This window comes from Pseudomonas lundensis (genome assembly GCF_002269125.1).
Classification (GTDB): domain Bacteria; phylum Pseudomonadota; class Gammaproteobacteria; order Pseudomonadales; family Pseudomonadaceae; genus Aquipseudomonas; species Aquipseudomonas lundensis_A.
The window spans coordinates 18,452-38,273 of record NZ_NQKI01000012.1; the positions used below are offsets into that span (position 1 = coordinate 18,452).

At 59.3% G+C, this 19,822-nt stretch carries 17 protein-coding genes and 1 pseudogene; 10 read left to right on the top strand and 8 right to left on the bottom strand.

Translation table 11 applies throughout. The annotated features are described in order from the left end of the window. The first annotated feature begins 12 nt into the window (after positions 1-12). On the top strand, positions 13-2,613 hold the full coding sequence (locus CJF39_RS09740) for an autotransporter outer membrane beta-barrel domain-containing protein (RefSeq protein ID WP_249275343.1): 2,601 nt from the start codon (positions 13-15) through the stop codon (positions 2,611-2,613). Then, on the top strand, positions 2,613-3,464 hold the full coding sequence (locus CJF39_RS09745) for an alpha/beta hydrolase (RefSeq protein WP_249275344.1): 852 nt from the start codon (positions 2,613-2,615) through the stop codon (positions 3,462-3,464). Before CJF39_RS09740 ends, CJF39_RS09745 begins: the two co-directional genes overlap by 1 nt. 80 nt (positions 3,465-3,544) lie before the next feature. On the opposite strand, the gene CJF39_RS09750 is transcribed toward CJF39_RS09745, so the two are convergent. Further along, positions 3,545-4,828 carry an OprD family porin gene (locus CJF39_RS09750; protein WP_094993224.1) on the bottom strand — a complete coding sequence of 428 codons (1,284 nt, stop codon included), beginning with the start codon at positions 4,826-4,828 and terminating at the stop codon, positions 3,545-3,547. 247 nt (positions 4,829-5,075) lie between these two features. Next, entirely contained in the window at positions 5,076-5,774 is a 699-nt protein-coding gene (locus CJF39_RS09755) for a DsbA family protein (protein ID WP_094993225.1), read from the bottom strand. Between the two features lie 260 nt (positions 5,775-6,034). On the opposite strand from CJF39_RS09755, the gene CJF39_RS09760 reads away from it, so the two are divergent. Continuing rightward, positions 6,035-8,107 carry a TonB-dependent receptor gene (locus tag CJF39_RS09760; RefSeq protein WP_094993226.1) on the top strand — a complete coding sequence of 691 codons (2,073 nt, stop codon included), beginning with the start codon at positions 6,035-6,037 and terminating at the stop codon, positions 8,105-8,107. A gap of 92 nt (positions 8,108-8,199) precedes the next feature. On the opposite strand, the gene CJF39_RS09765 is transcribed toward CJF39_RS09760, so the two are convergent. Both CJF39_RS09765 and aguA read right to left on the bottom strand, forming a co-directional pair. Beyond that, on the bottom strand, positions 8,200-8,400 hold the full coding sequence (locus CJF39_RS09765) for a hypothetical protein (RefSeq protein ID WP_094993227.1): 201 nt from the start codon (positions 8,398-8,400) through the stop codon (positions 8,200-8,202). A 232-nt stretch (positions 8,401-8,632) separates the two neighbouring features. Further along, on the bottom strand, positions 8,633-9,742 hold the full coding sequence (gene aguA, locus CJF39_RS09770; protein ID WP_094993228.1) for an agmatine deiminase: 1,110 nt from the start codon (positions 9,740-9,742) through the stop codon (positions 8,633-8,635). A 325-nt stretch (positions 9,743-10,067) separates the two neighbouring features. Between aguA and rfbB the strand changes: the two genes are divergently transcribed. The 5 genes from rfbB (at position 10,068) to CJF39_RS09795 (ending at position 15,784) form a co-directional block, all read left to right on the top strand. Next, positions 10,068-11,150, top strand: a complete 1,083-nt coding sequence (gene rfbB / locus CJF39_RS09775) for a dTDP-glucose 4,6-dehydratase (protein WP_094993229.1) — start codon at positions 10,068-10,070, stop codon at positions 11,148-11,150. A gap of 2 nt (positions 11,151-11,152) precedes the next feature. After that, a complete protein-coding gene (gene rfbD, locus CJF39_RS09780; protein ID WP_094993305.1) occupies positions 11,153-12,037 on the top strand; it encodes a dTDP-4-dehydrorhamnose reductase in 885 nt (294 codons plus the stop codon). Positions 12,038-12,103: 66 nt separating this feature from the next. Further along, entirely contained in the window at positions 12,104-13,918 is a 1,815-nt protein-coding gene (locus CJF39_RS09785; protein ID WP_094993230.1) for a sensor histidine kinase, read from the top strand. Next, the gene (locus tag CJF39_RS09790) at positions 13,915-15,309 is read left to right on the top strand and encodes a sigma-54-dependent transcriptional regulator (RefSeq protein WP_094993231.1); all 1,395 of its coding nucleotides are present in this window, start codon (positions 13,915-13,917) and stop codon (positions 15,307-15,309) included. Before CJF39_RS09785 ends, CJF39_RS09790 begins: the two co-directional genes overlap by 4 nt. 19 nt (positions 15,310-15,328) lie before the next feature. Further along, positions 15,329-15,784: a thioesterase domain-containing protein gene (locus tag CJF39_RS09795; RefSeq protein WP_094993306.1), complete on the top strand. Its 456-nt coding sequence runs from the start codon at positions 15,329-15,331 to the stop codon at positions 15,782-15,784. Positions 15,785-15,895: 111 nt separating this feature from the next. On the opposite strand, the gene CJF39_RS09800 is transcribed toward CJF39_RS09795, so the two are convergent. Both CJF39_RS09800 and CJF39_RS09805 read right to left on the bottom strand, forming a co-directional pair. Continuing rightward, on the bottom strand, positions 15,896-16,147 hold the full coding sequence (locus tag CJF39_RS09800) for a pyocin S6 family toxin immunity protein (RefSeq protein ID WP_094993232.1): 252 nt from the start codon (positions 16,145-16,147) through the stop codon (positions 15,896-15,898). Between the two features lie 16 nt (positions 16,148-16,163). Continuing rightward, the gene (locus tag CJF39_RS09805; protein ID WP_094993233.1) at positions 16,164-17,273 is read right to left on the bottom strand and encodes an S-type pyocin domain-containing protein; all 1,110 of its coding nucleotides are present in this window, start codon (positions 17,271-17,273) and stop codon (positions 16,164-16,166) included. Positions 17,274-17,365: 92 nt separating this feature from the next. Between CJF39_RS09805 and CJF39_RS09810 the strand changes: the two are divergent. After that, a pseudogene (locus CJF39_RS09810) lies at positions 17,366-17,611 on the top strand (YiiD C-terminal domain-containing protein); the annotation flags it as partial. A gap of 24 nt (positions 17,612-17,635) precedes the next feature. Here CJF39_RS09810 and cysQ read toward each other — a convergent pair. Both cysQ and nudE read right to left on the bottom strand, forming a co-directional pair. Then, positions 17,636-18,457 carry a 3'(2'),5'-bisphosphate nucleotidase CysQ gene (gene cysQ, locus CJF39_RS09815; protein WP_094993307.1) on the bottom strand — a complete coding sequence of 274 codons (822 nt, stop codon included), beginning with the start codon at positions 18,455-18,457 and terminating at the stop codon, positions 17,636-17,638. A 2-nt stretch (positions 18,458-18,459) separates the two neighbouring features. Then, positions 18,460-19,026, bottom strand: a complete 567-nt coding sequence (gene nudE, locus CJF39_RS09820) for an ADP compounds hydrolase NudE (RefSeq protein WP_094993235.1) — start codon at positions 19,024-19,026, stop codon at positions 18,460-18,462. Positions 19,027-19,113: 87 nt separating this feature from the next. On the opposite strand from nudE, the gene yrfG reads away from it, so the two are divergent. Then, positions 19,114-19,776, top strand: a complete 663-nt coding sequence (gene yrfG, locus CJF39_RS09825) for a GMP/IMP nucleotidase (RefSeq protein ID WP_094993236.1) — start codon at positions 19,114-19,116, stop codon at positions 19,774-19,776. Positions 19,777-19,822 lie beyond the last annotated feature (46 nt).

The following is a 19,822-nucleotide window of genomic DNA, read 5'->3' on the forward strand; positions in this document are numbered from 1 at the left end:
AAGGAAGAATTTGTGTCCTCTGTTCTATTCCGTAAAAGCCTGCTTGCCCTCGCCATCACTGCCTGTGCCCTGCCTGTTCAAGCGCAAACGCTGCAACTGACCGATGCTGGCATGACCCTTGAACGCCAGCAGTTCAGCGAAAACGTCGAAATCACCGGGTCGATGAACCACTCTCAAGAGGGCGTCGAGGCGCTTCATATCCTGGGTTCCGACTTCGCCAAAGACCTGGTCTTCAACGCCACCATTACCTCAACCCATAGCTCGGGTGGCGGCATCGACATGGACAGTTGGTACAACCCCAACCCGTCGAACGGTGACGTGATGTGGGCCAACAATACGATCGGCGGCAACCTGATCAATAAAGGCAGTGTCAGCTCCCAAGGCAATGGCGCAACCGCGTGGTTGATTGATCCGGCCGTGGTGGGCGGTGATGTCATCAACGAAGGGTTGTTGAGCGCTAAAGGCGAACCGGATGTGGGCGAGGACGACCGTGACGTCTCACGGGCTGCGTATATTTCTGGCTCGACGCATATCAACGGTGATTTCAAAAACACCGCCTCGGGCAAGATCATCGCTGAAGGCACGGGCGCCAAAGCCTTTCAGATGGAAGGCGGGCAACTGGATGGCCGTCTTATCAACAACGGGCTGATTCACGTCACCGGCGAAGGCAGCACTGCCATCGATGTGACCAGTTCCGAACGTTGGAACGGCGTGAGTAACATCAATGACCGCGCTGATGTGCGCGGCATCGAGAACAACGGCACTATCATTGCCACCGGCGAAGATGCTGAAGGCATCCGTGCCGACGGTGTCAGTTTCGCCAGCGAGCAAGCCCACATCGTCAACAACGGCGTGATTCAGGCACAAGATGCCGCCATTGTAATCGGCGGTTTTGATATCGATGGCGTCAATCAGGGCGGCGCGCTGAACGTGGTCAACAACGGCACCCTCTTGTCTCAAGACGAAGCGGTAGATGCCTCGGAAAGCGACGGCCGTGTTTACCTGACACTGGGCGACGGCAGCAAGACCACCGGTAACCTGATCGACCTGAGCATGATCGAAGTGACCGGTAACGCTGCGTTCACAGGCACCGACACCACGGCAGACGGCGCCAACATCCGCATGAAAAATAATGGCTGGGTGGATGTCGGCAGCACGTCGTCGCCCGCGCACCTGGACCTCGGCCTGCCCCACACCACGCTGGATGGCAACCTGTACGTGGCCGGTAATTCGTCGCTGGGGCTGAACCTGAGCGCTGCCACCGATGCCCGCCGCCCTGTGCTGGCCGTCAGCGGCACAGCCGAATTCGGCAAAGGTTCGCAGATTCAGCTGGCCGCCAAAGGCAACGACTTCCGCACAGAGGGCACCACTTACACATTGGTGCAAGCCAACGAGCTGCAAGACAACGGGCTGAGCGTCACCAGCAGCTCGTCGCTGCTGAATGTCGACAGCTACGTGGTTGAGAACAATCAGATCGTAAGCAAGGTCACTGCCAAAGGCGCGGCTGAAGTCGGCAATGTGATCGCTGACATCGGCGGCTCGCATAACGCACAACAGGCTGGCGCGGCGTTCACCGAAGTCACCCGCCAATTGGCACAGCTCAGCCCGCAAGACCCGCTGTTTCAGCACTACGTCAACGCTTCCAACAACCCTGAAGCGCTGAAAAAACTGGCAGAACAACTGGCGCCAGATGTGAACGGCGGCGCCACCCAGGCGGCGACCACCAGCCAAACCTTGATCAGTAACGTGACGGGCAACCGTACCGGCGGCGGACGCGGCCTGTCGTCTGGCGACACGCTCAAAGAGACCGGCGTATGGGTGCAAACCCTGTACAGCGATGCCAATCAGGACATGCGCGATGGCGTGGCCGGGTTTAATGCGTACAGCCGCGGGATCGCGGTCGGCGCAGACGGCAAGCTCAACGATCAGCTGACGCTGGGTCTGGCGTACAGCTACTTGAACACCGATGTGAACGGCAAAGCGGGCAGCAAAACCGAAGTCGACAGCCATGCATTCACCCTGTACGGCGGTTTTGAGCAAGGCAATTACTTCGTTGACGCGGCGCTGACCTACGGCATGAACGACAACGACAGCCAGCGCAGCATCGGTAACACCAAGGCCAAAGCCGACTACGACAGCAACCTGTTCGGCGTGAACATGGTGGGCGGTTACACCTACCACATCACGCCCGACCTGCTGATCGAGCCACGCATCGCTGCGCGCTACAGCCTGGTAGATATCGACGGCTACCGCGAAAAGGGCTCGTCGGCTGCATTGAAGGTCAAGGATCAACGCTACGAAGTGGCAGAACTGGGCGCAGGCTTTCGCGTAGCAGCCAGCTACCCGCTGGGCCAGGGCACACTGACGCTGCAAGCCAAGTTGATGGCGTTCCACGATTTTGCCGCGGATGAAGCCAGCAGCACCTCGACCTTCACCCTCGGTAATACGCCGTTCGTGACCAGCGGTGCCAACGCCGTGCGCAACAGCTATGAAGCCGGTGTAGGCGCCGATTACCGCCTGGGTGCCGTGACGCTGGGCCTGAGTTACGACTATGTCGGCAAATCAGGTTTCGACGCCGATACCTTCTCGGCCAAAGTGCGTTACGACTTCTGATGAAGCCTTCAGGCCCCAACCCGCGCTCGCGGGTGGGTGTCTGGCCGTTGGGCATGGCGTTGTTGTTTAGCGCCCTGCTCGGCGGTTGTCAGACGCCACTTCAGGCGTTGCAGGAACAGGCATCACGCCAGCAGCAACGGCTTGATGTTATCCACACCCCGAATTTTCCCTTGATGCTGGCCCTGCCCTCGCCAGCGCCCGTTTCGGCGCGCATTCGCGTGTACCTGGAAGGCGACGGCCATGCGTGGGCGACGCCCCGTCAGCCAAGCCTGGACCCCAGCCCTCACGACTTGATGATGGCACGCCTTGCATTCAGCGATCCCGTGCCGAGTGTGTACCTGGCGCGTCCGTGTCAGTTTGTCAGCGCCCGCGCATGCACCCCACTGATGTGGACGGATCGGCGTTTCAGCCCCGAGGTGTTGTCGAGCCTCGATCAGGCGCTGGATCAGATCAAGGCACGGCTGGGCAATCAGGACTTTGAGTTGGTGGGGTATTCGGGCGGCGCTGCGTTAGCGTTGCTGCTGGCCAGCCAGCGCGAGGATGTGGCGCAGGTGCAGACGCTGGCCGGGAACCTCAGCCCGCGTCAGTGGGTGGCGCTGCAACAGCTCAGCCCGCTGACCGGATCGCTTGAGCCACTGGACAGGCGCCAGCGTTTGACCCGGATCGTCCAGCGGCATTTTGTGGGCAGCGATGATCGAATCGTGCCGCCCGGGCTGCTCGTTCGCTACCGTCACGCGCTGGGCGCTGCACGCTGCCTGCAATCGGTTGTGGTGCCCGGCGCCAGCCACGGCAGCGGTCTGGAACAGGCCTGGCGCCAGTGGCGCGATCAACCGATTCTCTGTCAGCCCTGAAAACCAAAACGCCCCGACCGGTGATCCGGCTCGGGGCGTTTTTCGTTCAGCGGTTCGGCCTGCAGCGCAGGCCGGCGGCATCAGAATACGTTGATCGGGTAATCAACGAAGATGCGCAGCTCGTTACCTTCTTTGTTGTACTGGTCGGCGTTGTTCGACACGCGCAACCATGAGCCGCGTACGCGCACGCTCAGGTCTTTGACCGGGCCGCTTTGTACGACGTACTTGGCCTGGTTGTAGATTTCGCGCTCGGTGCCACGGCCACGGTCGGAACCGTCGTCGATGTTGCTGCCGCGCACGTAAGCGATGTTGTAGGTCAGACCCGGAATGCCCACAGCGCCGAAGTCGAAGCCATAACCCAACTGCCACGAACGTTCGTCTTTGGCGTTGAAGTCGGACCAGTAGGAGTTGGCCAGCAAGATGGTGTTGCCGCCGTCGCCCACGCCGCCTGCGTTGCGGTAGCCGCCGTAGGGGTAGCCGATTTCGCCGGTGCTTTGCTGGTACGCCAAGATCAACGAGTGAGCGCCGAACGCGTAGGTGGTCGCCAGGCTCCAGATTTTGTTGTCCTGACCGTCGACTTCCAGCACATCGCGCGCGTAATCGGAGTTGACGTGGGTGCGGTAGCCGTTGAAGTCAAACGTCAGCGACTGTTTGTCTTGCAGCGGCAGCACGTAGGTCATGCCCAGGTATTGCTTGCGCAGCACGTCTTCCATGTCGGAGGCGTACAACGAGGCGGAGAAGTTATCGGTGAACTTGTAGCTACCGCCGAACACGTTGATGCTTTTCAGGTCGCCGCTGTCACGGGCGTCGGCGCTTTTACGCGACTCGGCGGTGAAGCGACCGACGTTGAGTTCCAGGCCGTCGATTTCTTTGGAGGTCAACAACGTACCGGTGAAGCTTTCTGGCATCAGACGCGAGTTGTCGTACATCAGCACCGGCAAGGCAGGCATCTGGTCGCCGTACTTGAGTACGGTGTTGGAGACGCGGAACTTCACCGCAGCGCCGGCCTTGGCAATGTCTTTGGCCGCTTTGCCGCTATCGCCAACCTTGAAGAAATCGATACCGCCAGCGCCACTGAGGTTACCCTCGCTGCCCAGACGCAGTGCGTAAATGCCGAAAGCGTCCACACCCACACCCACGGTGCCTTGGGTGAAGCCGGAGGTGAAGGTGCCCAGGAAGCCTTGGCCCCACTCGGCTTTGCGGTCTACGCCGTTTTTGTAGTCGCGGCTAATGTAGGCGTTGCGCGCCAGCACATTCAGATGGCTGTCTTCTACAAAACCTTTTGCGTCAGCTTGATCGTTAGCCATGGCCTGGGTAGCACTGAGTACGCCCAACGCGAGAAGACCTATCCGTTTGTTCAACATATTATTTTCCTTATTGCTGGATAAAGGCGCGCTGTGGGTTTCAAGCTGAAACATTGAGTGGTGGTTGCTTCACATAAACAAAAAAGGCCGGCACAAAGACACAATGCTGGCCTTTCGAAGAGTTGGTGTATGGCTTATAGCCACAGGCGTTGGCAGGAATCCTATCCGCCGTTACATCCGGGTGTCAATTTGATGAAACTTCCATCGCCTTTGAATGTCAGGCGATCCATTGCCACCACGCCCGGTATTACTCCGCACACCCATCCAGACCGCAGGCTGGCGCCGAGTTGGAAGGCTTATGGGCACCAGTAGCGGCCAGTTGTCGCAGCCATTGGGCGAAGGCCTGCGGGTTGCCCAGCCAAGGGCTTATATCCACAACCTGATACAGCCTCTCACGCTCAAGCACCAATGTCGGAAACCCTTGGCCGCCCACATCGGCCAGTAACCTGCGACTGGCTTTGAAGTGCGCGCGCGTGACCTCGCCGTTGCACGCGTCATACGCCGCGAGAAACGCATGCACATCCAGGCCCATTTGCGCCGCCACGGCCATCAGCACGTCTTCATCTGCAATCCGGCGCCCTTCGACATAGTGAGCAATCTGCAAACGCCCCAGCAGGTCAAGACCGCGCCCGGCCAATTGCTCGGCGGCCAAGACGGCCGTGGTGGGCGGCGCCGAATCGAAGACCGCGCTGGTGTCGCGCAACAAGCCATCGAAGTAGGCGTCGCCAAACACCTGCCCGGTGTGTTCGGCAATGCGTTTGTCATGGGGCATTACATAGTCACGCAACTGCGCGGACACCGGACGCCGATGACTGTCGATCATCATTCCGCCGCTGTGGGCGACCACCGGCAAAATGGCACGGGCAGCGTCAATCAATGGCTTGGCGCCGTAGCACCATCCGCACAGGGGGTCGTAGATGTAGTGCAAGGTCGTAGCAGCGGTCATGAACAGTCTCAAGCGGGGTAAACATCAGGTGGCAAGCCTAGCGCCGAGACGTGCCCTGAAAAAACGCTGAAAGGGTGCTTAGTGTATTTCGTGAATCGTTCAGATCCAGTGTTTACTACGGGTTAATCGATACAGCAACATTCAGACACAAACTTTCCGCTGAAGCAACTGGTAATGATAAACAGATACCAACAAGAACCATTATCATCCGCGACCTAAAAAATAATACTCGCTTTAACCTTCACGGAAGTTTCTCAACCATGCGTTCCCTCTGCCGCTTTACGCCCTTTAAATTGGGGCTGTGTGCATGCCTGTACGTCGGATTCAGTAGCGCTGCCACCACCCTTCCCGAAACCTCGGTCAATGCTACCGAAACCGACCTCGATGACCCGCGGGTCAAAGAGGTCACGACCGCGACCCGTACCTCAACACCCCCGCGGTATGTGCCGCAAGCCATTGATTCGGTCAAAACCAGCAACCTGATGGATTACGACATCAACACGCTGGGCCAGGCCTTGAGCGGCATTCCCAACGTCAGCAGCACGGCGGACACCCGCTTCGACAGCTTGCGCATTCGCGGCTTTGACGCCAGTAACGACTTTTACCTCGATGGCATTCGCGACGACAGCCAGTACGTGCGCGACTTGCACAACATTGAACGCATCGAAGTGCTCAAAGGTCCGGCCGCCGTGCTGTATGGCCGCGGCAGTCAGGGCGGGATCGTCAACCGCATCAGCAAAATGCCTCAATACGGGCGCCCGTCCAGCATTCAGGCGCAAGGAGGCACAGACGATTTTCGCAGCCTGTACGCCGACCTCAGCGCCGACCCGAGCGACACCCTCAGCCTGCGCTTGAACATGGGCAACGAAGACAAAAACAGCTTCCGCGATCATGTCAGCGGCAACCGCCAACTGTTTGCGCCGTCGATGAGCTGGCAAATCACCCCGGACCTCAATTGGTTGGTGCAGTACGAATACAGTCGCTACAACCGCACCCCGGATCGCGGGATCCCGAGTGTTGACGGACGGCCTGCCGATGTCAGCCGGGGTACTTCGTATGGCGGGCAGAACGACTTCATCGACGACAAGACCCAAAATCTGCGTTCACGGCTCACCTATGAATTGAACGGGAACTGGCAACTGCGCCACACCCTGGGCATTTTCACGCTCGACAGCCAGTTCGAGAACACCTACCTGACCGGCTACGACGCCAAGACCCGCAAGGTGAGCCGCCAGAGCTGGCAGCAAGACATGACCACCCGCAACGTCTTCAACAACCTCGAATTGGAAGGTGTGTTTGATACGTTCGGGTTGGAACACCGCCTCCTGACCGGTCTGGAGCTAGGCAGTCAGCGCCGTGACCCCACGCTTTACAGTGCCAAGGGCGTGCCCGGCGTGGACCTGTACAACCCGGATCGCCGCCTTCGCCCGACAGGCCCGATGGTGCTGTCCAGTGACAACCACACCGAGGTCGAAAGCCAGGGCCTGTATGTACAGGACCAGATCCGCCTCAACGATCAATGGCAGGTACTGGCCGGGTTGCGCCATGACCGGTTTGAAGTCGATACCACCAGCAACCTGAAAAGCATCTCGCAAACCCGTAACAGTCACGGCACCAGCCCGCGTTTTGGCGTCGTCTGGACGCCGCTGGAAAACCACGCGTTCTATGCTTCGTGGACCAAAACCTTCTCCCCGGTGGGCGGCGGTTTGATCGGCATCACGCCGGGTGCATCGGGCAACACCAATGACCTGAGCCCCGAGCTGACCAAGCAAAAAGAAATCGGCGTGAAAAGTGACTGGCTGAACGAGCGGCTGAGTACCACGCTGGCGGTCTACGAACTGGCGCTTTACAACCGCCGCACCAAAGACCCGGAAAACCCGGAAATCACGTTGCTGTCAGGCTTGCAGCGTTCGCGGGGCATCGAGCTGACGGCCAGCGGCAAATTGGGCGGCAACTGGTACATGCGCGGGGGTGTCGGCGTGCAGGACGCCACCGTGGTCAAGGACAACAACGGCTTTGAAGGCAAGCGCATCAATGGTGTGGCCAAGCGCAACGGCAGTCTGTTCCTGACCTGGAAACCGGAAATGGGCTGGTACGCTGAAACAGGTCTGACGCTGGTGGGGCAGCGCTATGCCGATAACCAGAACACTGTAGTGCTACCGGGTTATGGCCGTTGGGATGCATTGGCGGGATATCGGGAAAAAGATTGGGAGGTCAGCGGCGCGTTGACCAACCTCACTGACCGCGACTATTACGCGTCCGCCACCAGCGGTTCGCAAATCATGCCCGGCGAACCCCGCAGCTTGGTGGTGACTGGCAAATACAGCTTCTAAACGTTGAACCTGTAACCGTGGCGAGTAACGCGGGGTTGCCTGGGGCACCGCCTTCGCGGTCTCGTGCCTCGCCAGCGGCGACAGTCAACGTTTCAACTCATCAACACACCCGACAGGGCCTCCAGTTCTGCCTCGCTGAACAACCCGGCCGGGTAGCGTTCGCGAAGAAGTTGATAGGTAGACTGGCCTGGCTGGTTGCAGGGTCCTTTGCGTTTAAACCAATTGGCCAGAACGACAAGCGACTCGTGACTCACAGGTTGTGGTCGCGAACCTCGCTCGCAAAATACGTTCATGACAGCGCTCTCCAGGTACTTGAGCGGCAAATGTACTCAAGGTGTGTGACAGAACATCGCCGCGAGTAGCGCGACATGCCCGGCATGGCTCCCTTTCAAGATTTTTAACAAACTCTTTTACAAAATTTATACGCGTAATTACGGACTCATTTTTTGACCTGAAACAAAAAACCCGCCGTTATTGCAAACGGCGGGCTTTTTATTCATTCAACAAAGCTACAAGGCGTCTGGATCAGGCCTTGTGGGGCGCTGGCTGTTGTTGCGTCAGGCAGTGAATATTGCCGCCACCCAACAACAACTCGCGACCCGGCACCATCACCACTTCGTGTTGCGGGAAGAGGTCTTGCAGGATGGCCTTGGCCTGGGCGTCCATCGGGTCATCGAAGCTTGGCGCAATGATGCCGCCGTTGACGATCAAAAAGTTCACATAAGAACCGGCCAGTCGCTGCGACGGGTGGCGGTCCTGGCTGCCCACCACTTTGTCGACGCCATCGCACTCTTCCTGGGTGGCATACAGTGGCCCCGGAATCGGCATTTTATGCACCACGAATGGGCGGCCCTTAGCGTCGGTGCTGGTCAACAGCACATTCATCGCCGCGTGGCAGCGCACATAGTTCGGATCGCGCTCGTCGTCGGTCCAGGCCAGCAACACTTCACCGGGGCGCACGTAACAGCAGAAGTTATCCACATGGCCGTCGGTTTCGTCGTTGAACAGACCGTCCGGCAGCCAGATGATTTTGCTCACTGCCAAATTGGCGCGCAGCACGTCTTCGATTTCTTCGCGTGACAAATGCGGGTTGCGGTTGCGATTGAGCAGGCACTCGGCCGTGGTAATCAGCGTGCCTTCGCCATCGACATGAATCGAGCCGCCCTCGAGCACGAAACGCTCGGTGTAATAACGCGGGCACCGCTCGATTTCCAGCACCTTGCTGCCCACCTGCTGGTCGCGGTTCCACGGCGCATACAGACCGCCTTCAAAACCGCCCCATGCGTTGAAATCCCAGTTCACGCCGCGCACTTCGCCGCTGTCGTTAATGACGAAGGTCGGGCCGCTGTCACGCACCCAGGCGTCATCGCTGGACATCTCGACCACACGAATATTCGGCACATCCAAGCGGGCACGGGCATTTTCGTACTGACCGGCCGACACACAGACCGTCACCGGCTCAAAGCGCGCAATGGCCTTGGCCACAGCGGCGTGCGCGGCCTGAGCGGGCTTGCCACCCAAACGCCAGTTGTCCGGGCGCTCGGGCCAGATCATCCAGGTTTGGGTGTGCGACGCCCATTCGGCCGGCATGTAAAAACCGTCTGCGCGGGGCGAACTGTGCAAAAGAGTGGTCATTGAAATCAGGGCTCCAAAAATCCGTCGAGGTTGGGTTGAGCCAGCGCACGGCCCGCCATCACAGAACAGTGGACGTCCGGTGGGGCGGACGTCAACACGCAGCCCTCTTATAGCCGACAAATATCTACTTTTAAAACGTTTTCAGAGGATCGGTACGTTTAAATTGGTTTTTAGGTCGATATATATCGATAAATTCAGGATAAATGCCTTAACCCTTTGCCTCATTCATTCCCTCACCTGCTCAGTAGCACTTGCACCGCTCCGCGCATCCCCACAAGCTATGCGCCAATTGTTTGTACACCGTCAGGGAATAAGGGATATCCACATGCGCATTTTAGTTACCGGCGGCGCCGGTTTTATTGGTTCAGCTCTGATCCGTCACCTGATCCAGAACACCGGGCACGAGGTCCTCAACCTCGACAAACTGACCTACGCCGGCAACCTTGAATCGCTGCACAGCATTGCCACCAACACCCGCTACGAGTTCGTGCAGGCCGATATCGTCGACCAGGCCACCGTCAGCGCTGTAATTGAGCGCTTCCAGCCGGAGGCGATCATGCACCTGGCGGCCGAATCCCATGTTGACCGTTCCATCGACGGCCCGTCGGACTTCATCCAGACCAACATCGTTGGCACCTACAGCCTGCTGGAAGCCACGCGCGCTTATTGGCTCACGCTTGAAGAACCGGCGAAAAGTGCGTTCCGTTTCCACCACATTTCCACTGACGAAGTGTATGGCGACCTGCATGGCGTGGATGACCTGTTCACTGAAACCACTCCGTATGCGCCAAGCTCGCCGTACTCGGCCAGCAAGGCCGCTTCGGACCACTTGGTCCGCGCCTGGAACCGCACCTACGGCTTGCCGGTGTTGCTGACCAACTGCTCGAACAACTACGGGCCATTCCATTTCCCGGAAAAATTGATCCCGCTGGTGATCCTCAATGCACTGGCGGGCAAACCGCTGCCGGTCTACGGCAATGGCCTGCAAGTACGTGACTGGTTGTATGTGGAAGACCATGCCCGCGCCCTGTTGAAAGTCGTAACCGAAGGCGTGGTGGGCGAGACCTACAACATCGGCGGCCATAACGAGCAGAAGAACATCGACGTGGTGCGTGGCATCTGCACCCTGCTTGAAGAGCTGGCACCTCAGCACCCGGCTGGGGTGGCACACTTCGCGGACCTCATCACCTTCGTCAAGGACCGTCCGGGCCACGACCAGCGCTACGCCATTGACGCCAGCAAAATCGAGCGCGAGCTAGGCTGGGTGCCGGAAGAAACCTTCGAAACCGGTTTGCGCAAAACTGTGCAGTGGTACCTGGACAACCTTGAATGGTGCCAACGCGTTCAGGACGGTAGCTATCAGGGCGAGCGTCTAGGCTCTACAGAACCTAAAGACCTGATTGCATGACCATGGGCTCGCCTGAATTGAAAATTCTCATCAGCGGTAAAACCGGCCAAGTGGCCATGGAGCTGCAAAAACGTCTGGCCGATTTGGGCGAGTTGATCGTGCTGGGTCGCGATCAACTGGACCTGAGTCAGCCTGAGCAAATCCGTGCGCAGGTGCGGGCACATGCGCCTGATCTGATCATCAACGCAGCCGCCTACACGGCCGTGGACCAGGCCGAAAGCGACGTCGACGCCGCGAATGCGATCAACGCCACAGCGCCCGGTATTTTCGCTGAGGAAGCCAAGGCACTGGGCATCCCGCTGATTCATTACTCCACCGATTACGTGTTTGATGGCAGTAAAGAATCGCCCTATACCGAAGACGACCCAACCAACCCGTTGAGCGTCTATGGCCACAGCAAGTTGCTGGGTGAAAAAGCCATTGCCGCGACAGGGTGTCAGCACCTGACACTGCGCACCAGTTGGGTCTACTCCTCGCACGGTAAAAACTTCCTGCTGACCATGCAGCGCATGCTGCAAGAAAAACCGGAACTGCGCATCGTAGCGGACCAGATCGGCGCGCCTACGTGGGCGGGCACCATTGCCAACAGCACGCGGGCCTTGATTGAGCGCTGGCAAGCAGGCAACCCTGGCCCTTGGGGCGTTTACCACCTCACGGCCCATGGCCAAACATCATGGTTCGGCTTCGCCCAGGCCATCGGTGAACAGTTGCTGGCGCTGGACAAGCCATGCGCCGTGCTCGAAGCCATCCCTTCGAGCGCCTATCCAACGCCTGCCAAACGTCCGCTTAATTCACGACTTGATTGCAGTCGGCTGGCGGCTGACTGGGGCGTTACGCAGCCCGACTGGCACACGGCGCTGCGCGAGTGCATGGCCGAGCAAGGCTAAGCATCGGACGCGGATAGCTAAAAACCGCAGGTATACTGCGCCGTACTCTTGCGGCGTAGTTTCAACATGATCAAAACCCCTCCCGTGCCTCGCAGACCTCGCTGGCGCAGCCTCGCATTACTGGCCTTGTGTCTGGCGCCGTGGTTGTGGCCGTTGCAGCATCTGGCCGAGCGTTATTACCGCAGTGAACTGGCCGGGCAAAATCGCCAGACCCTCGATCTCTACGTCGCCAACCTGCTGGGCACGCTGCATCGCTATGAAGTGCTGCCGCAAATCCTTGGTGAACTGCCTGCCCTGCGCGCCCTGCTGGCAGACCCGGAAAACCCGCAAATTCTCAGCCACGCCAACCAGTTGCTCAATGAAATCAGCACCCAGACAGGGGCCGAGGTCATGTACCTGATGGATGCCCACGGCGATACGCTGGCCGCCTCTAACTGGGACAAGCAAGACAGCTTTATCGGCCGCAACTTCGCCTTTCGCCCTTATTTCAGTGAGGCGATGGACGGCAAACTGGGGCGTTTCTTCGGGCTGGGCACCACCTCCGGCAAACGCGGTTATTTCTTTGCCGCGCCCGTCGTCGAGGGTGACAAGAAAATCGGCGTGCTGGTGGTCAAGGTCGACCTCGACCACACCGAGCGCCTGTGGGGGCAAACGCCGGAACAACTGATGGTCACCGACCCCAATGGCGTGGTCATTCTGACCTCGCGCCCGGAGTGGCGCTTCAGGGCCACCCGCGAACTGACACCGCAAGAGCAGCAGTCGATCTTTGCCATCCTGCCCTACCCGACCCGCGACCCGAAGCCGCTGAACCTGAACCTCAGCAATTGGTTGGTACAAACCCAGGGCATCGACGAAACCGGCTGGAGCGTCAACATCCTCGCCCCGCGCACCTTGATCGACCGCCCGGTACGCACTGTGCTGGCCATCGGTGGCGCCACGCTGCTGGTGGTGATGTTGCTAATTGGTTTGATGATGCAGCGTCGTCGTCACTACATGGAGCGCATCGCCTTTGAAGCCAAGGCCCGCCGCGAACTGGAAATGCGCGTGGCAGAGCGCACCAGCGACCTTGAAGGGCTGAACCGGCGCCTGCGCGAAGAAGTGCTGGAGCGCGAACATGCGCAACAAGAACTGGTACGTGCGCAGGACGATCTGGTGCAGGCCGGCAAGCTGTCTGCGCTAGGCACCATGTCAGCGAGCATCAGCCACGAGTTGAATCAGCCGCTGGCCGCCATCCGCAGCTACGCCGAAAATGCCGAGGTCTTGCTGGACCACCAACGCATCGACGACGCACGCGGCAATCTCAAGCTGATTAACGAGCTGACTGGGCGCATGGCGTCGATCATTGCTCACCTGCGGGCCTTTGCGCGGCGCGATCGCCATGCCCCGGAAAGCGTCGCCTTGCAACCTGCGCTGGATGACGCGCTGGCCTTACTGGCCAAACGTCGTCGCAGCATGGAAGTCGAGTTGATTCGCGACTTGCCTGCCGCCACGCTCTGGGTTGAAGCCGGAGAAACACGCCTGCGCCAAGTGCTGGGCAACCTGCTGGCCAATGCCCTCGACGCGCTGACCGAAAAAGGTCCGCCGAGGCGGTTGTGGTTGAGTGCCGAATCCACCCCGGAAGGCGTCACCGTGTGCATCCGCGACAACGGGCCGGGTTTCTGCATGGAGGCGCTGGGCCGCGCTGGCGAGCCGTTTTACACAACCAAAACCCGAACCCAGGGGCTAGGCCTGGGCCTTGCCATTTGCGACACCCTGATTCGAGCCTTTGGCGGCGAATTGCTGTTTGCCAACCATAAGGAAGGCGGCGCCTTAATCACCCTACGACTGCGCGCAGGCGCGCCGGGCGTCAGCCTGCAAGCTTCAGAGGATTCCAGGTCATGAGCCAACCCATCGACGAGAAGGTCCAGGTCATCCTGATCGATGACGACCCGCACCTGCGTCAAGCGCTGTATCAAACCCTCGACCTCGCAGGCCTGAACGTCCTGCCGCTGGCCGAAGCCACCGGCCTTGCCGGGCGCATCGAGCGCAACTGGCCGGGTGTGGTGGTCAGTGACATCCGCATGCCCGGCATGGACGGACTTGAACTGCTGGCCGAACTTCACGCCCAGGACCCCGAACTGCCGGTGTTGCTGATTACCGGCCATGGCGACGTGCCCCTCGCGGTACAAGCCATGCGCTCCGGGGCCTACGACTTTCTGGAAAAACCCTTTGCCAGCGACGCTTTGCTGGAGGGTGTGCGCCGCGCCCTGGCCTTACGCGCGCTGGTGCTGGACAACCGCAGCCTGCGCATGGCCCTGAGTGACCGCCAGCAACTGAGTACGCGGCTGGTCGGCCTCTCGCCCCCGATGTTGCGCCTGCGCGAGCAAATCGGCGCACTGGCTGCCACCAAGGCCGACGTGCTGATTCTGGGTGAGACCGGCTCCGGCAAAGAAGTGGTCGCCCGGGCGTTGCACGACTTGTCGAGCCGCCGCGACGGCCCGTTTGTGGCAATCAACGCCGGGGCGCTGGCCGAATCCGTCGTAGAAAGCGAGTTGTTCGGCCACGAGCCGGGCGCCTTCACGGGCGCGCAAAAGCGCCGGATCGGCAAGTTCGAATTTGCCAATGGCGGAACGCTGTTCCTCGACGAAATCGAAAGCATGAGCCTGGACGTGCAGGTCAAGTTACTGCGCCTGCTGCAAGAGCGCGTCGTCGAACGCCTGGGGGGGAACCAGTTGATCCCGCTGGACATCCGCGTGATTGCTGCCACCAAGGAAGACCTGCGTCAGGCCGCCGATCAGGGCCGCTTCCGCGCCGACTTGTATTACCGGCTCAACGTTGCCCCATTGCGCATCGCCCCGTTGCGCGAGCGTGGCGACGATGTACTGATGCTCTTCAAGTACTTTGCAGACGAAGCCAGTGCCCGCCACGGCCTGACCCACAACGTACTGCAACCGGCACAACGCAGCTTGCTGCTGCGACACGCCTGGCCGGGCAACGTACGCGAACTGCAAAACGTCGCCGAGCGTTTTGCATTGGGGCTTGAGCTGGCGCTGGACAATGAGTCTGCCGATGCCCCGCCATCGTCTAGCCTTGAAGGTTCAGGCAAGTTGAGCGAGCAGGTCGAGCATTTCGAGAAAAGTCTGATCATGGCCGAACTCGAACGCTCCCACAGCTCCATGCGCAGCCTGGCCGAAGCGCTGGGCGTGCCGCGCAAAACCTTGCACGACAAGCTGCGCAAGTACGGCCTGCACTTTGAAAGCGGCAGCCACGCCCACCCCGATGAACTTGAGTGATTTGACCGAAGAGGCCTGCATGAACTGCGACAGTCGTTACCTGGAATCCATTCTCCACCACGACATCCCGCTGACCCGCGAAATGGGCCTCAAAGTCCTCGGCTGGCATGACCGGCAGCTGCGCCTGCAGTTGCCGCTGAGTGCCAACATCAACCACAAGAGCACCATGTTTGGCGGCAGCCTGTACTGCGGCGCGGTATTGGCGGGCTGGGGCTGGTTGCATTTGAGGCTACGCGAAGCAGGCATTGAAGACGGGCACATCGTGATTCAGGAGGGCCATATCAGCTACCCGCTGCCGGTCACGCAGGACGCGATTGTGCTGTGCGATGCGCCGGACGAGGCGGCATGGAACAAGTTTTTGAGCATGTACACACGCCATGGCCGCGCACGCCTGACACTGCAAACCCGGGTCATCAATACAGACGGCGAAGAAGACGCCGTCCGCTTCAGCGGCCAGTATGTGTTGCATCGTTGACCCTGGAACGAGGGGCAATACCGATTAGGTACGGGCAAGCTGCAACAGCGTCTCGCGTTCAACCTTATAGACGGTGACACCAAAAGTTGGCGGGGAGACGTTGGTACCCACCTAAAGCAGACTGCTGCGAAGTCCTAAGAAGTAAACCAACTCACTATTCAAGGGGTCACCCAGTATCGCCATAGCCGCGATCGATTGATCTGGCGTTAGTTCATGCTCTCCCTCAGGGACATCACCCAGGGTGGTCCAGCCCATTGCAGCGAGTATTGCTGGCTCTAACTCTTGTGGGACGCTTTTCTTGTACTGCAAAGAGTCGTCTGGGTTGGGCTCTGGATAAAAGCCACTGATTGCAATAAATACCATGGGTGACACTCCTAATTCACTTAGTTGTGATTCGTCTTTCAGGCTGGGCTTTTCCAGTTTGTTCACCAGTAGTCGCGTCGTACTCCCCTAAGTGGTTTCCTTGTTTGTCATACACTTCTACTGCTCCATGTTGATAATCCCATTCGTAGATTCGTCTTTTGCTTTTCCAGCGCTGTCGATTTCCTTTGCTACGGACATCGACAGCATCGGGGAAAGCAGGAAGAGTATTCGGTGCAGCGTGGTATTTGATATCACCACCAAAAGGCTTCGCATACACCACATACAGCGACTTCAGGCCCGTATCCGCAGGAAAGACCAGAATACAGTCGTCGAGTGTAATGTCTTCGCCGGGAAGCCCTTCAAGCTGACTGTCGGTGTTCTCCGGGATCGGGTGTACCAGGATGGTGCCCAGCTGCTTGCCGCTTTCGTCGGGGTAAGTCAGTGGCGGCATTCTTGAAGCGCTGTGGGGTGGCGTCCAGAGGAGGGTGATCCCGTTTAGTTCGGCCTCCAACGCCGTCTTGGTTGCGTTCCACTTCACCTGCACGGTGCGTACTGAGTCATCGCCCGACGCGCCGGTGTGAATACCGTAAATCTGCATGACCCCTTCGGCATCACGTCGGAACTGAAAGCGCACCCGTGTAGAGGCTTTGCTCATGCTGCGCAGTTGTTCGTCGGTATGGAGTGTGCCGTCACCCATTTTGGCGGGGAGCATGCCCATTAGAAAAACGCTGACCGGGCCTCCCGCGCCACGTATTGCCCACGTCATGCGCTGTTGCATGATGCCGCCACCCGCTACACGGGCGAGTCCGGCATCTGCACCGATGGCCAATGCAATGGCCTCTGACGCGGAAGGCAAAAGCATGGAGGCAACGACCATGACGTTGCCAAAGTTGGAGACGGGCTCGGTGTCCGTACCTGCCTCCGTGCTGCACCAGTTTTCAGCAACGCAGGACTTGGCGAAGACCACGTCAGTACGTTGCTTGGGAGAAGGCCATTGCTCTTTTGGGATATACACCGGCGCTGGCGCGGCCGACGTTTGCCATGCAGCCCATGAGGCACCACCGTTTGGGCGTTTCGGCTTCCAGAGGGGCTCGAAAAAAGGATCGTCTTTACCGTCCTTGTGCATGGGCCGCGCCTGTCAGCTCATTTGAAGCATGAAGGTTGCAGTCGAGTCCGAGGCCCGGTCAATTTAGCCTCGTAACCGTGTGTTTCTGAGGGCTACGCGAAGCAGGCATTGAAGACGGGCACATGGTGATTCAGAGGGGCCAAATCAGCTACCCGCTGCCGGTCACGCAGGATGTGATTGTGCTGTGCGAGGCGCCGGACGAGGCGGCATGGAACACGTTTTTGAGCATGTACACACGCTATGGCCGCGCGCGCCTGACACTGCAAACCCGGGTCATCAATACAGACGGCGAAGAAGACGCCGTCCGCTTCAGCGACCAGTATGTGTTGCATCGTTGAGGGTGAAACGAGGGGCAATACCGGTTACTTATGGACAAGCTCCAACAGCGTCTCGCGCCAGGGCGCTTTTTCCGGCAATGCCAAAAACGAGTCATTGAGCAACGATGCCCGCGCCGGGTAGGTGAACGGCTGGCCATCCAGCTGCAACACCACGCCACCCGCACCTTCGAGCACGCCTTGCGCCGCTGCGGTATCCCACTGTGACGTCGGAGCCAGACGCGGGTAGCAATCGGCCGCACCTTCAGCCAGTAAACAAAATTTGAGCGAGCTGCCGGCGCTGGTGAGCTTTAAATCACCCAGGTGTTCACTCAAACCCGCCAACAGTTGCTCTTGCGCCGGGCTGGAATGACGGCGGCTGGCGACGACGGTCAACGGCTCGCCCACAGGCGGGGCCGTGCGCACGTTGATACGCTCGACCTTGTTGCCTTCTGCACGCCATGCGCCGAGGTCCGCACCACCGTAATAGCAGCGGCCGCTGGTCGGCATCGATACCACACCAAACACCACACGGCCGTGCTCGATCAAGGCGACGTTGACGGTGAACTCTTCACTGCCGCAAATGAATTCCTTGGTGCCGTCCAACGGGTCTACCAACCACCAGCGAGACCACCCGGCACGCACGTCCTGGGCGATGTTGGCATCTTCTTCGGACAACACCGGGATGCTCGAGTCGAGCGCGGTCAGGCCGTCGAGCAGCACATGATGGGCTGCCAGATCAGCAGCCGTCACCGGAGAATCATCCGCCTTGGCAATGACCGCAACGTCTGCTCGCCAAAACGGCAAGATGGCGTCACCTGCCTGATGCACCAGTTGAATCACGCCTTGAAGCAGTTGAGGGACAGACAGGCTCACAGCGCAAATGCTCCGCGCTGCGTCAGCAGATCCCGCGCCAGATACAGCGCCGCCAAGGCACGACCCTCGGTGAATTGCGGGTTTTGTACCAGCGCCGACAGCTCGCGCAAATTCACTTTCTCGACACGCATGGGCTCCGGCTCATCACCTTCCAGACGCGACTCATACAGGTCGGTGGCCAGCACCACTTGGATCTTCTGGCTCATGTAGCCCGGTGACAGTGACAGCTCGGTGAGGTGCTCCAACTGACGGGCGCCATAGCCCGCTTCTTCCTTCAACTCACGCTCGGCAGCCGCCAGTACGTCTTCGCCCGGCTCGATCAGCCCTTTGGGCAGGGACACTTCGTATTCGTCGGTGCCGCCGCAATACTCTTCGACCAACAGGGCATGCTCGGCATCGATCATCGCCACGATCATCACTGCGCCATAGCCATTGCCGCGCCCCACCAGCCGTTCATACGTACGCTCAACGCCGTTGGAAAAGCGCAGCTGCACTTCTTCAACACGAAACAATCGGCTACTGGCAACAATTTCACGGGCGAGTACGGTGGGTTTTTGGCGCATAGCGGCTCCTCAATATGAACGGGTTACTATACCCCGGCTTTTCCGATTGTCTTGGTCGGATGTTTTCAACTGCGGGAGAAGTTTTGCATGACAGCGTTACCTTGGCGCGACATTGATACCGTTCTGCTGGACATGGACGGCACGCTGCTCGACCTGCATTACGACAACCACTTCTGGCTCGAACACTTGCCCCAACGCTATGCCGAACTGCATGGCATCAGCCGGGCCATGGCTGAACTGGAGCTGATGCCGTTGTTTGAGCGCAATGCAGGCCAATTGCAATGGTACTGCCTGGACTTCTGGAGCGCCGAGCTGAAGATCCCAGTTCGCGAATTGAAACGCGAAACCGCTGACCTGATTGCCCTGCGCCCTGATGCCGATACGTTTTTAGCCGCCATCAAAGAAGCAGGCAAGCGGGTGATTATGATCACCAACGCGCACCGCGATTCGTTGTCCTTGAAATTGGAACGCATTGAACTGGCGCCCTACTTCGAAAGGCTGATCAGCTCCCACGACTACGGTTTCCCCAAGGAAAGCCCGCAGTTCTGGGATGCGCTGCACGCCGATATCGGTTTCGAGCCCGCGCGCAGCCTGTTTATCGACGACACCTTGCCAATTCTGCGCAGTGCACGGGATTTTGGCGTGAGACATCTGTTGGCGGTCAAGCAGCCGGACAGCAAAAAAGGCCCGAAAGACACCAAGGAGTTTGCCGCGCTGGGGGATTACCGCGAGTTACTGGAAGGGCTTTGAGCCAAGGCTAATGAAGCGGATGGGGGATCCCAGCCTCGTGCCTCGG

Excerpts from the sequence above, each read along its gene's own strand:
- CJF39_RS09795 (WP_094993306.1), top strand. The coding sequence starts at position 15,329 with ATGAACTGCGACAGTCGTTACCTGGAATCCATTCTCCACCACGACATC.
- CJF39_RS09765 (WP_094993227.1), bottom strand. The coding sequence starts at position 8,400 with ATGAACGTATTTTGCGAGCGAGGTTCGCGACCACAACCTGTGAGTCAC.
- CJF39_RS09745 (WP_249275344.1), top strand. The coding sequence starts at position 2,613 with ATGAAGCCTTCAGGCCCCAACCCGCGCTCGCGGGTGGGTGTCTGGCCG.
- aguA (WP_094993228.1), bottom strand. The coding sequence starts at position 9,742 with ATGACCACTCTTTTGCACAGTTCGCCCCGCGCAGACGGTTTTTACATG.
- CJF39_RS09750 (WP_094993224.1), bottom strand. The coding sequence starts at position 4,828 with ATGTTGAACAAACGGATAGGTCTTCTCGCGTTGGGCGTACTCAGTGCT.
- CJF39_RS09805 (WP_094993233.1), bottom strand. The coding sequence starts at position 17,273 with ATGCACAAGGACGGTAAAGACGATCCTTTTTTCGAGCCCCTCTGGAAG.
- nudE (WP_094993235.1), bottom strand. The coding sequence starts at position 19,026 with ATGCGCCAAAAACCCACCGTACTCGCCCGTGAAATTGTTGCCAGTAGC.
- CJF39_RS09790 (WP_094993231.1), top strand. The coding sequence starts at position 13,915 with ATGAGCCAACCCATCGACGAGAAGGTCCAGGTCATCCTGATCGATGAC.
- CJF39_RS09760 (WP_094993226.1), top strand. The coding sequence starts at position 6,035 with ATGCGTTCCCTCTGCCGCTTTACGCCCTTTAAATTGGGGCTGTGTGCA.
- yrfG (WP_094993236.1), top strand. The coding sequence starts at position 19,114 with ATGACAGCGTTACCTTGGCGCGACATTGATACCGTTCTGCTGGACATG.
- CJF39_RS09800 (WP_094993232.1), bottom strand. The coding sequence starts at position 16,147 with ATGGTATTTATTGCAATCAGTGGCTTTTATCCAGAGCCCAACCCAGAC.
- rfbB (WP_094993229.1), top strand. The coding sequence starts at position 10,068 with ATGCGCATTTTAGTTACCGGCGGCGCCGGTTTTATTGGTTCAGCTCTG.
- CJF39_RS09785 (WP_094993230.1), top strand. The coding sequence starts at position 12,104 with ATGATCAAAACCCCTCCCGTGCCTCGCAGACCTCGCTGGCGCAGCCTC.
- CJF39_RS09755 (WP_094993225.1), bottom strand. The coding sequence starts at position 5,774 with ATGACCGCTGCTACGACCTTGCACTACATCTACGACCCCCTGTGCGGA.
- rfbD (WP_094993305.1), top strand. The coding sequence starts at position 11,153 with ATGGGCTCGCCTGAATTGAAAATTCTCATCAGCGGTAAAACCGGCCAA.